At 58.6% G+C, this 10,506-nt stretch carries 13 protein-coding genes; 7 read left to right on the forward strand and 6 right to left on the reverse strand.

Annotated elements, in window-relative coordinates; translation table 11 throughout:
• Window positions 1–99 precede the first annotated feature (99 nt).
• The 4 genes from hutC to ACIK7D_RS07395 form a co-directional block, all read right to left on the reverse strand.
• Window positions 100–837, reverse strand: a complete 738-nt coding sequence (gene hutC, locus ACIK7D_RS07380; protein WP_127756673.1) for a histidine utilization repressor — start codon at window positions 835–837, stop codon at window positions 100–102.
• A 34-nt stretch (window positions 838–871) separates the two neighbouring features.
• Window positions 872–1,657: an ABC transporter ATP-binding protein gene (locus tag ACIK7D_RS07385; protein ID WP_003524386.1), complete on the reverse strand. Its 786-nt coding sequence runs from the start codon at window positions 1,655–1,657 to the stop codon at window positions 872–874.
• Entirely contained in the window at window positions 1,657–2,430 is a 774-nt protein-coding gene (locus ACIK7D_RS07390; protein WP_020809179.1) for an ABC transporter permease, read from the reverse strand. The genes ACIK7D_RS07385 and ACIK7D_RS07390 overlap by 1 nt, the downstream gene beginning before the upstream one ends.
• A 137-nt stretch (window positions 2,431–2,567) precedes the next feature.
• The gene (locus ACIK7D_RS07395) at window positions 2,568–3,509 is read right to left on the reverse strand and encodes an ABC transporter substrate-binding protein (protein ID WP_400155966.1); all 942 of its coding nucleotides are present in this window, start codon (window positions 3,507–3,509) and stop codon (window positions 2,568–2,570) included.
• A gap of 207 nt (window positions 3,510–3,716) precedes the next feature.
• Here ACIK7D_RS07395 and ACIK7D_RS07400 point away from each other — a divergent pair, with 207 nt between their 5' ends.
• Entirely contained in the window at window positions 3,717–4,427 is a 711-nt protein-coding gene (locus ACIK7D_RS07400; protein WP_003524382.1) for a YoaK family protein, read from the forward strand.
• Between the two features lie 12 nt (window positions 4,428–4,439).
• Here ACIK7D_RS07400 and ACIK7D_RS07405 read toward each other — a convergent pair whose 3' ends face one another.
• A complete protein-coding gene (locus tag ACIK7D_RS07405; protein WP_003524381.1) occupies window positions 4,440–4,958 on the reverse strand; it encodes a hypothetical protein in 519 nt (172 codons plus the stop codon).
• A gap of 78 nt (window positions 4,959–5,036) precedes the next feature.
• Between ACIK7D_RS07405 and ACIK7D_RS07410 the strand changes: the two genes are divergently transcribed.
• Entirely contained in the window at window positions 5,037–5,675 is a 639-nt protein-coding gene (locus tag ACIK7D_RS07410) for a trimeric intracellular cation channel family protein (RefSeq protein WP_080818366.1), read from the forward strand.
• Between the two features lie 75 nt (window positions 5,676–5,750).
• On the opposite strand, the gene irrA is transcribed toward ACIK7D_RS07410, so the two are convergent.
• Window positions 5,751–6,170: an iron response transcriptional regulator IrrA gene (gene irrA / locus ACIK7D_RS07415; RefSeq protein WP_003507276.1), complete on the reverse strand. Its 420-nt coding sequence runs from the start codon at window positions 6,168–6,170 to the stop codon at window positions 5,751–5,753.
• 317 nt (window positions 6,171–6,487) lie between these two features.
• On the opposite strand from irrA, the gene fabA reads away from it, so the two are divergent.
• The 5 genes from fabA to ACIK7D_RS07440 all read left to right on the forward strand — a co-directional run bounded on the left by fabA (window position 6,488) and on the right by ACIK7D_RS07440 (window position 10,492).
• Window positions 6,488–7,003 (forward strand): 3-hydroxyacyl-[acyl-carrier-protein] dehydratase FabA, encoded by a 516-nt coding sequence (gene fabA / locus ACIK7D_RS07420; RefSeq protein ID WP_003507274.1) that lies wholly within the window; start codon window positions 6,488–6,490, stop codon window positions 7,001–7,003.
• A 75-nt stretch (window positions 7,004–7,078) separates the two neighbouring features.
• Entirely contained in the window at window positions 7,079–8,302 is a 1,224-nt protein-coding gene (fabB, locus tag ACIK7D_RS07425) for a beta-ketoacyl-ACP synthase I (protein WP_400155967.1), read from the forward strand.
• A 6-nt stretch (window positions 8,303–8,308) separates the two neighbouring features.
• On the forward strand, window positions 8,309–9,115 hold the full coding sequence (gene fabI, locus ACIK7D_RS07430; protein WP_003524375.1) for an enoyl-ACP reductase FabI: 807 nt from the start codon (window positions 8,309–8,311) through the stop codon (window positions 9,113–9,115).
• A 190-nt stretch (window positions 9,116–9,305) separates the two neighbouring features.
• Window positions 9,306–9,902: a TadE/TadG family type IV pilus assembly protein gene (locus ACIK7D_RS07435; protein ID WP_003524373.1), complete on the forward strand. Its 597-nt coding sequence runs from the start codon at window positions 9,306–9,308 to the stop codon at window positions 9,900–9,902.
• Window positions 9,899–10,492 carry a TadE/TadG family type IV pilus assembly protein gene (locus ACIK7D_RS07440; RefSeq protein WP_127756670.1) on the forward strand — a complete coding sequence of 198 codons (594 nt, stop codon included), beginning with the start codon at window positions 9,899–9,901 and terminating at the stop codon, window positions 10,490–10,492. Before ACIK7D_RS07435 ends, ACIK7D_RS07440 begins: the two co-directional genes overlap by 4 nt.
• The last annotated feature ends 14 nt before the right edge of the window (window positions 10,493–10,506 follow it).

The following is a 10,506-nucleotide window of genomic DNA, read 5'->3' on the forward strand; positions in this document are numbered from 1 at the left end:
ACGTTCCGATAATAAACCTGAGTTCTTTTGACAACTATTATATTGTCAAAAGACGACCCGTAAACTCTTCTTTACAAAAAATTGACCGATCAAAGGCCTTCAGCTGCTCTGCGAGGGCGAAAACTGCGCAACGAGGGCATGACGGTCACCGGGATAGGTGACACGGACACGGGTGATATAATCCGCCCCATGCCAGGTCCGCCGATCGATGACCAGACAGGCAGCACCGGAAGCAATACCGAGCGCCGCCGCATTTTTACGGTCGGCGGAAACGGCGCTGATGCGATGTTCGGCAGCGCTCCAGGGCACCATTTTCAGCAGCCATGTCCCCGGCCCGATCTGTGAAAAATCCGCGGCCTCCGCCTCCGGAACGGCGGTGACATTGATGATGCGCTCCTCAAGGCAAAAGGGAACGCCGCCGGCGAAGTGCGTGCAGGTGAGTTCCAGCACCGGGGCGTCGGCGGCAAGCGCCATGGCCGCGCCGTCTTCTTCCCCCGCAGGGCGCAGCCGTCGTTTGTCGAGACGGTAACCATAGACCAGACCCAGCGCCTGCACCTCCCGCTCGATATCGTGGATTTCCAGAACGGCGGATTGCGCATGGGGCTGGCGAACGAAGGTGCCGAGACGGCGGCGTCTTTCGATAAGTCCGCGCTGCACCAGTTCGCTGAGAGCCTTGTTCACCGTCATGCGCGAACAGGCATATTGCCGGGTCATCTCGTGTTCGAAGGGAATACGATAACCCGGCGGCCATTCGCCCGACATGATGTGGCGCTCGACATCATTGCGGATGCGCTCGTGCAGCGATTTTTCCTGAAGATCGGCGCCTGTGCTCCTCATCCCGATACTTTTATCCTCCCCTTTGCCGGATCAACTATCCATGGGCAGCGGCAGCAATCGCCTCGCTGCGGATTTCCTCCGTAAGCTTGGCGCGCAGTTCGGAAAATTCCGGGCTGGCCTTGACGGTATAGTGACGCGGATGCGGCAGGTCGACCGGCGTGATCGACTTGATGCGACCCGGCCTTGCCGACATGGTCACCACGCGCGACGCCATGAAGACCGCCTCCTCGATGTCATGGGTGACGAAAATGACCGTCTTCTGCTCGCGCTCCCAGATACCGAGCAGCAGTTCCTGCATCAACCCGCGCGTCTGGTTATCGAGAGCGCCGAAAGGTTCGTCGAGCAGCAGGATTTTCGGGCCGTTCGCCAGGGCGCGGGCAATGGCCGTTCTCTGCTGCATGCCGCCGGACAGTTGTTTCGGCCAATGGTTCTCGAAACCGCGCAGGCCGACCTTGTCGATATAGCTGTCGACGATCTCCCATTTTTCCTTCTCGGCCACCCCGCGTTCGCGCAGGCCGAAGGCGACGTTTTCGCGGATCGTCAGCCAGGGAAACAGGGTATAGGACTGGAACACCATGCCGCGATCCGCCCCCGGCCCCGTCACCGCCTTGCCGGACAGCAGCACTTCGCCCGTCGTTGGGCGGTCGAGACCGGCGATGATGCGCAGCAAGGTCGATTTTCCGCATCCCGACGGGCCGAGGATGGTGACGAAATCATTGCGGGGGATTTCCAGATCGGTGGGCTGCAAGGCCAGCGTCGGCTGCCCGCCCTGCACACCCGGAAAAGTGCGGCTGACGCCCTTGATAACGAGTTCGCTCATCAGGCAAGCCTCCAGGCGAAAAGCTTCCGGTTCAGCGACTTGAACGCGAAGTCCGAAATAAGACCGATAATGCCGATGACGATGATGCCGAAGATGATCTGCCCGGTCGCCATAAGCGCCTGGCTGTTGATGATCATATAGCCGATGCCCGAGGAGGCGCCGATCAGTTCCGCGACAATGACATAGGTCCAGGCCCAACCGAGAACGAGACGGAGGATTTCCGCAATATCCGGCGCATTGGCGGGAATGAGAACCCGGCGCACGACGCCCCGGTCCTTCGCACCAAGCGTGTAGGCGGCCTCCACCAGATCCCGTCTTGTGCCGGCGACAGCCACGGCCACCATCAGGATGATCTGGAACACCGCGCCGATGAAGATCACCAGCAGCTTCTGCATCTCGCCGATGCCGGCCCAGAGAATGAGGAGCGGCACGAAGGCGGAAGCCGGCAGATAGCGCGCGAAGGAGACGAAGGGCTCCAGCAGCGCCTCGATGGGCTTATAGGCCCCCATGGCGATGCCGACCGGCACGGCAACGAGCGATGCCAGCACGAAACCGCCCACCACGCGCCAGATCGTCATGCCGATATCGCTGGCAAAACCCTGATCGGTCAGCAGATAGATGCCGTCCTTCAGCATGGTGATGGGGTCGGCCAGAAAGGTCGGCGAGACGAAACCGCCCAGCGTGGCAAAGCCCCAGGCAGAAAAAAACAGCACGAAGAACAGGATGCCGAGAGCAATTCTCGTGCTGTTCCTTATGGGTTGAAGAGGTTGCATCTGTCGCCTGTCCGGAAAACCGGCGCGGCACCTTCGCCGCGCCATCAGAACGCCGTGCGCGTTTCGTGACGCACAATCGACGCACTCACCTGTTTTGGCTGCAATATTCCCTGCAGGGAATGCGGCCGCCTTTTCTGTTACTTGATGAAGGACGTATCCGCGAGGGTCGAAAGATCGGGTTTCGACTTTATCACGCCGATTTCCAGCAGCAGGTCCGCAGATTTTTCCGAGAATGTCTTGAATTCACCCTCGAAGAACTTCTGGTTGGCGGCCTTGTCCTGCCATTCGAGGAACTTTGCCGAAGCGGCAAAGGCCTCGCCGGTCTGCTTCACATCCGCCCCCATCGTCGCATAGGACTTTTCGGGATCGGCCTTGATGAGCTCGAGGGCCTGAAAATAGCTGTCCGCCAGGGCTTTCGCCGCCTGCGGATTGGCCTTCAGGAAATCCGGGGTGCAACCGAACGTATCCATGACGGCGGGATAATCCAGCGTCGTGGCGAGGATTTTGCCCTTGTCGGGGGCGGCGCGGACGGTGGACAGATAGGGCTCATAGGTCATGGCGGCATCATTTTGACCGGCAACGAATGCCTGAGCGGCCGGTCCCGGCTCGAGGTTGACGACCTTGACGTCCTTCAGAGTGAGGCCGTTTTCCTTGAGGATCCAGGCAAGGAAGAAATAAGGGGAGGTGCCCGGCGCGGAAGCGGCAACCGTCTTGCCTTTCAGGTCCGCGACCTTGGCGACATCACTGCGCACCGCAATGCCATCAGCGCCATGCGACTTGTCCATCTGGAAAATCTGGGTGGATTTCACGCCATTGGCATTCCACGCGATCCATGTTTCCACCGTGGTGGCGGCGCACTGGATGTCACCGGAAGCAAGGGCCAGATGGCGGCTCGCCTGCGGTATTTTCTTGATATCGACCTTCAGGCCGTTCTTTTCGAAAATGCCAGCCTGTTTGGCGAGCGTCAGCGGTGCAAAACCGGTCCAGCCGGACATGCCAATCGTCACCGACGTCTCGGCATAAGCGGAAGCGGATGACAACAGCGCGGCGACTGTGGTGAGAACCCATGTTTTCTTCATGATCTGAACCCCTTTTGATTTATTTTTGTGCGATGTTGTTTATCGCTTTATTTGAGGCATGGTAGGCAGGGAATTTATATTTGTCTAGACAAAATAGAAGCTTCCAAAGGCCTCCAGAAAGATTGCAAATACACCGCCCGGCATTCTAGACATAGGATAACACGGCCCCGCGCACAGGCCCGTCGTTTTTCCATGTCGAGCTTTTCCATGACCAGACAAAGACGCCGCAGTATCATCAGGGCAAGGCGAACCGGAACCGGAATTGCGCTGGTTGCCGCCATTTCCTTCATCGCGGGCATGACGGATGCGGTGGGCCTGCATATTTCAGGCGACTTCGTGTCCTTCATGACCGGCAACACCACGCGCGCCGCAGTCTCGATGGAGGCTGGCCTCTATTCCCACGCCGCGAAACTGCTTTTCGCAATCGTTGCCTTCGTGGCGGGCAATGCAGGCGGCATCGTGGTGGCGCATAAGTTCGACCGGCGCATCTTCGCCGTTCTGATGGCGGTGGGATTGCTGGTAACAATTGCCGCGCTGCTCGGCGGCGAGACTTCCGCTCTTGCGCAATTTTATCTCGTCGTTTTCGCCATGGGCATGGTCAACGCCGCCGTTGAGCACATAGAGGGACTGCCAATCGGGCTTACCTATGTGACCGGCGCGCTTTCCCGCTTCGGCCGCGGCATCGGTCGTTTTCTTCTCGGCGAACGAAGCCTCGACTGGGGCATTCAGATCGTGCCCTGGCTGGGCATGATATGCGGCGCGATCTGCGGCGCCGTTCTCGCCGCCACGCTGCAATCGAATGCCCTTTGGGTGGTTGCGGCCACGGTTTTCGCCGTCGCCATCGCCACCTTCATCATTCCGCGCTCGCTTCGCCAGCGCTATAATCAAAGGGTCAAAATCCGGCGGATTACGCCCTGAAAATCGTCGCCGTCACTTTCGCGAGATGGTGACGAATTTCGTGCCGCGCACCCGCACCGTCATCAGGCAGGGTTCCTTGTCGGTACGCTCGCAATAACGCGGATGCATCTTCAGCACGAAAACCATGTTGCCGAAGCGCTTGATGAAATCATAGTCGTAAATCCGAGCCGTCGCGATCATCAGATAACCGCCCTCCTTCACCTGGACATAGAAATTATAGGGGCATCCCTCGTCATCACAGCTGCGGCCCTTTTCGCCATCACAATCAAGAACGCCGTGATTGACGACGGCGTCCATCAGCCCGTCATTGTTGATATCCAGCCGCGTGACGAAATCGTCGCCGAAGGCCGCCACCTTGCACTCGTTGCGGAAATGGTCCTTCTCGTAGATCTCGGGATCATTCACCAGCTGCTGCTGCGCCGAGAGCGCCACCGGAAACATCAAGAGAACCAGCGCCTGAAGAGCGGCAACGAGAGCGATTCGCACGGCATTTTCCTTTGCATCCGTTTCGGTTATGGATGTTGCGATCATCCGGGCGGCCAGCCTAGAGTTTAGTGCTTGCGCGACACTGACGTGTTCGCAGCCCGTGTTTCCGGGGGGAACCTTTTCATGACGCTTCTGGGTTTTCTCGATTATGCCGGGGTCGCCATCTTTGCCGCAACCGGCGCGCTCGCCGCCTCACGCAAGCAGCTCGACCTGATCGGCTTCCTGTTTTTCGCGGCCGCAACCGGCATTGGCGGCGGCACGGTGCGCGATCTGGTGCTTGGCAGGACGCCGGTATTCTGGGTGGTGAACCCGACCTATATCCTCGTCTGCGTCTCGGTCGCGGTGCTGCTGTTCTTCACCGCGCATCTGTTCGAATCCCGTTACCGCGTACTGATCTGGCTCGATGCACTCGGCCTCTCCGCTTATTGCGTCATGGGAGCAGCCAAGGGGCTTGCCGCAAGCGGCTCCGCAACCGTCGCCATCGTCACCGGCGTTTTGACGGCGACATTCGGTGGCGTGCTGCGCGATATTCTCGCCGGCGAACCTTCCGTGCTGCTGCGGCCGGAAATCTACATCACCTGCGCGCTTTTGGGCTCCTCCACCTTCATTGTCGTCTATTTCCTCGGCGCACCGCTTTATGCCGCATCAGCCGCAGGTGTCCTGACGGCCTTTGCCGTCCGATCCGGTGCTCTGGTCTTCGGCTGGACTTTTCCGCCCTACAAGGCAAAGCCCGGCAGACGGCCGGAAGATGTCATGAAGTGACATATGGAAATGACCGCCGAAAACAGAAATGGCGCCCGTGGGCGCCATTTTCATGTCTGTTGTCGGACTGAAGCCTCATCCGCGCTTGCGGCGAAGGCGGATGACCACGTCCACATGGGCGATTTCCATGCCCTCGGGCGCTTCCGGCAAATTGTCGATCTGGAGGTTGTTGACGGGAATATCGAGAACCTCGTTCTCGCCCTCCACGAAGAAGTGGTGGTGATCCGAGACGTTGGTGTCGAAATAGGTGCGGGCGCCTTCCACGGCGAGAACGCGGATGAGGCCGGCTTCGGTGAACTGGTGCAGCGTATTGTAGACCGTGGCGAGAGAAACGGGCACGCCAGCGGTGACCGCCTCATCGTGCAGTTCCTCGACCGTCAGATGGCGATCGCCCTTTGCGAAAAGCAGATCGCCCAAAGCCACACGCTGTCGCGTGGGGCGCAACCCCGAGCGCCGCAACCTCGTCCCGATATCCAATGTGGCGTCAAATGCCATGCAATCCCATTCCAAACAGAGGTATGAAACTTACCAATTGCATTAGCATATATCTTTTGCGGCGAGTGCTTTCAATAGTTTCGGCGTGGCTTAGGCGCGGCAAATGGCGGCAAACCGGCCATTCCTGCAAATTTCCTCTGGTTCCAGCCGTACGGTTCCTGTATGCGGACGGCATATTGAGGTAATGACTTCTGGGAAGAAGGTTCGAAGACAAAGAATGGGGGCGGAGCGGCTTCTGCCCTTGCAGCGCTTCATTTTGAACCTAACTTGCTCTAGTGAAGTCGATCAACACCAGTAACTGGGGAAGTGAAAGCGGTATGGCAACGAGGCAATCAAGTTACAATTACGAGGAGATCCTGTCCTGCGGTCGCGGCGAATTGTTCGGCCCGGGAAATGCACAGCTCCCATTGCCCCCCATGCTCATGGTCCATCGCATTACCGAAATTTCCGAAACCGGCGGCGCCTTCGACAAGGGTTTCATCCGCGCCGAATACGATGTCAGCCCCGACGACTGGTATTTCCCCTGCCACTTCCAGGGCAACCCGATCATGCCGGGGTGCCTCGGCCTTGACGGCATGTGGCAGCTGACGGGTTTCTTCCTCGGCTGGCTGGGCGAAGAAGGTCGCGGCATGGCGCTTTCCACCGGCGAAGTGAAGTTCAAGGGCATGGTTCGCCCTCACACGAAGCTCCTTCAATATGGTATTGATTTCAAGCGCGTGATGCGCGGCCGTCTGGTGCTTGGAACCGCCGACGGCTGGCTCAAGGCGGACGGCGAAACCATTTATCAGGCGACGGACCTGCGCGTAGGCCTGTCGAAGGAAAAGGCTGCCTGAGGCAGACGGAATAGTCCTGACAAACGCCGGGCGACTTCGGTCGTCCAGCCGAAATCTTAAGAAAAGGTCCCTTTCATGAGACGAGTTGTTGTCACCGGCCTCGGTATTGTTTCTTCCATCGGCGGTGATGCCGCTGAAGTCGCCGCATCGCTGCGCAATGCCAAATCCGGCATTTCATTTTCGCCGGATTTTGCCGAACACGGTTTCAAATGCCAGGTCTGGGGCAAACCGTCTCTCGACCCGACCGATCTGGTCGACCGCCGCGCCATGCGCTTCCTGTCGCAGGGCGGCGCGTGGAACCATGTCGCCATGAAGCAGGCGATCGCCGATTCCGGTCTCGAAGAGAGCGATATCAGCGGCAATGAGCGCACCGGCATCATCATGGGTTCGGGCGGTCCTTCCACCCGCACCATCGTCGAGGCAGCCGATATTACGCTGAAGAACAACAGCCCGAAGCGCATCGGCCCCTTTGCCGTGCCGAAGGCCATGTCCTCCACCGCCTCCGCGACGCTTGCCACCTGGTTCAAGATCCATGGCGTCAACTATTCCATCTCGTCGGCCTGCTCCACCTCGGCGCATTGTATCGGCAACGCCGCCGAAATGATCCAGTGGGGCAAGCAGGACGTGATGTTCGCGGGCGGCCATGAGGATCTCGACTGGTCCATGTCCAACCTCTTCGACGCCATGGGCGCCATGTCGTCCAAATATAACGAGACGCCGAGCGTCGCCTCGCGCGCCTATGACGTCAACCGCGACGGTTTCGTGATTGCCGGCGGTGCGGGCGTGCTGGTTCTCGAAGAGCTGGAACATGCAAAGGCGCGCGGCGCCAAGATTTACGCCGAGATCGTCGGTTACGGCGCGACCTCGGACGGTTACGACATGGTGGCTCCATCGGGCGAAGGCGCGATCCGCTGCATGCGGCAGGCGCTTTCCACCGTAAAGGGCGATATCGACTACATCAATACCCACGGCACCTCGACGCCGGTTGGCGACAGCAAGGAAATCGGCGCGATCCGGGAAGTCTTCGGCGACAAGATCCCGCATATCCAGTCGACCAAGTCGCTCACCGGCCATTCTCTGGGTGCGGCCGGCGTGCAGGAATCGATCTACGGCCTGTTGATGATGCAGGAACGCTTCATCGGCGAAAGCGCGCATATTTCCGAGCTCGATCCCGAATTTGCGGGCGTTCCGATCGTTCGCAGCCGCATCGACAACGCCAGGATCGACACCATCCTTTCCAACTCCTTCGGCTTCGGCGGCACCAACGCCACGCTCGTCTTCCAGCGTCATAACGGATAATTGCCCATGAACGGCATCATGCAGGGTAAACGCGGCCTCATCATGGGCGTCGCAAACAATCATTCCATCGCCTGGGGTATCTCCAAGGCGCTCGCGGCACAGGGCGCGGAACTGGCCTTCACCTATCAGGGTGAAGCGCTCGGCAAGCGTGTGAAACCGCTCGCCGCCGAACTCGGATCCGATTTCATCGTACCATGCGATGTCGAGGATATCGCCTCGGTCGACGCCCTGTTCGCGACGATCCGCGAAAAATGGGGCTCGCTGGATTTCATCGTTCACGCCATCGGCTTTTCCGACAAGAACGAGCTGAAAGGTCTCTACGCCGACACGACGCGCGAGAATTTCAGCCGCACCATGGTCATTTCCTGTTTCTCCTTCACGGAAATCGCCAAGCGCGCCGCAGAACTGATGACCAATGGCGGCTCCATGCTGACGCTGACCTATAATGGTTCGCAGCGCGTCATTCCGAACTACAACGTCATGGGCGTCGCCAAGGCGGCCCTCGAGGCGTCCGTACGCTATCTCGCGGCCGATTACGGCCCGCGCGATATTCGCGTCAACGCCATTTCGGCCGGCCCGGTCCGCACGCTGGCGGGCGCCGGCATCTCGGATGCGCGGGCGATCTACGCATGGAACCAGAAAAACGCACCGCTTCGGCGGACCGCGGATATCGACGATATCGGCGGATCCGCGCTTTACCTGCTGTCCAATCTGTCGCGCGGCGTGACCGGCGAATGCCATTATGTGGACTGCGGTTATAACATCACCTCCACGCCCACGCTGGAGGTCCTCGCCAGGGCCGATGCTGATTAAGCCTCCGCCTCATCCGCTTTCAAGAAAGCCCGGCCCTGAGCCGGGCTTTTTATTTTGGCACGTACCAAATTCGGAAATCACTAAAGTATAATTTATCGAAGTAATAGAATCTAAACATCGGGGTGGTTATGGTCCGCAACAAATTCAACGGTTGCGCTTGCCGCATATTCTTAGAGATAGACACCACCTCATGCGACTGGCCAGACTGAAGCCATTGCTGGAAAAATTCGGAGTCTCGCGCGACGGGACAGCAGCTATCGAATTCGCGATACTCGCGATCCCCTATTTCCTCGTGGTCTTTGCGATCATCGAGACCTTCATCGCCCTGATGGCGGAACAGGTCGTCGCCAATGCCACCGAGAACATGGCGCGGCGTCTGCGCACCGGCCAGATCAGCAGCTCGATTTCGAAAGAGGATTTCCGCAAGAGCTTCTGCAATGAAGTTTCGGTGATGATCACCTGCTCAGCGGATGAAATCCAAAAAGAACAGAAGCTCTATATCGACCTTCGTTCCTTTACCGCCTTCAAGGATATTCCGACTACGATTCCGCTGAAGGCCTATGGCGAATATTACGATCTCGATACGGCTCAATTCGGCTTCAAACCGGGCGGGCCGGAAACCATCAACATGTTGCGTGTCTATTATCGCTGGCGTGTGGTTGCCGATATCATCCGGCCATACCTGACCAAAATACGTCCGGCCGATGGATCGATGCCCTCACATTTCCTCATCGTCGCGACAAATGCGTTCATGAACGAGAAATACATCACAGGCGGGGGCTCATGATGGCAGGGCTGGTGTCCGTTGCGGCAAACGGCAAACGACGCCTGATGGCGCTCGTTTCACGCTTTGCCAAAGATCGCCGTGGCGTGGGCGCGGTGGAGTTCGCGATCCTCTTTCCGATATTGCTTGCGCTTTATCTGACCTCTTTCGAATTGACGATCGGGTACAACACCTACAAGCGGGCAAGCACCGCCGCAGCCTCCATCAATGATCTGATATCGAAAACAGGTTCCGTCGATAAAACCTATCTCGCCGGCATGCAGGATGTCGCAGCCGCCGTGTTTGCGCCCTACAGCACCAAGGGTCTGCAGCTGAAGATCAGCGGCATCAAGATCGATGCGCAAAAACAGGCGAAAATCACCTGGTCCTGGGATGAGAAGAATCTCAGACCTTATGCGGTGGGGGCACCGGTCGCCGTTCCGACGCGCCTGCTCGTGGAAAACAGCTTTCTCATCCACGTCGAACTTTCCATCCCGCATGAATTGCTGATGTTCATGCCCGACATTGCCTCGTCCGGGGTGAAGTCGATCACGATCGGCCGGGAGTATTTCTTCAAGCAACGCGACGCCGAGACCGCCTGCACCAATTGCTGAACAATCGGTACAAC

It is taken from the genome of Agrobacterium sp. P15N1-A, from assembly GCF_044626815.1.
Classification (GTDB): domain Bacteria; phylum Pseudomonadota; class Alphaproteobacteria; order Rhizobiales; family Rhizobiaceae; genus Agrobacterium; species Agrobacterium leguminum.

Coding starts and splice junctions, on each gene's coding strand:
- hutC (WP_127756673.1), bottom strand. CDS start 837: ATGAGGAGCACAGGCGCCGATCTTCAGGAAAAATCGCTGCACGAGCGC.
- ACIK7D_RS07385 (WP_003524386.1), bottom strand. CDS start 1,657: ATGAGCGAACTCGTTATCAAGGGCGTCAGCCGCACTTTTCCGGGTGTG.
- ACIK7D_RS07390 (WP_020809179.1), bottom strand. CDS start 2,430: ATGCAACCTCTTCAACCCATAAGGAACAGCACGAGAATTGCTCTCGGC.
- ACIK7D_RS07395 (WP_400155966.1), bottom strand. CDS start 3,509: ATGAAGAAAACATGGGTTCTCACCACAGTCGCCGCGCTGTTGTCATCC.
- ACIK7D_RS07400 (WP_003524382.1), top strand. CDS start 3,717: ATGACCAGACAAAGACGCCGCAGTATCATCAGGGCAAGGCGAACCGGA.
- ACIK7D_RS07405 (WP_003524381.1), bottom strand. CDS start 4,958: ATGATCGCAACATCCATAACCGAAACGGATGCAAAGGAAAATGCCGTG.
- ACIK7D_RS07410 (WP_080818366.1), top strand. CDS start 5,037: ATGACGCTTCTGGGTTTTCTCGATTATGCCGGGGTCGCCATCTTTGCC.
- irrA (WP_003507276.1), bottom strand. CDS start 6,170: ATGGCATTTGACGCCACATTGGATATCGGGACGAGGTTGCGGCGCTCG.
- fabA (WP_003507274.1), top strand. CDS start 6,488: ATGGCAACGAGGCAATCAAGTTACAATTACGAGGAGATCCTGTCCTGC.
- fabB (WP_400155967.1), top strand. CDS start 7,079: ATGAGACGAGTTGTTGTCACCGGCCTCGGTATTGTTTCTTCCATCGGC.
- fabI (WP_003524375.1), top strand. CDS start 8,309: ATGAACGGCATCATGCAGGGTAAACGCGGCCTCATCATGGGCGTCGCA.
- ACIK7D_RS07435 (WP_003524373.1), top strand. CDS start 9,306: ATGCGACTGGCCAGACTGAAGCCATTGCTGGAAAAATTCGGAGTCTCG.
- ACIK7D_RS07440 (WP_127756670.1), top strand. CDS start 9,899: ATGATGGCAGGGCTGGTGTCCGTTGCGGCAAACGGCAAACGACGCCTG.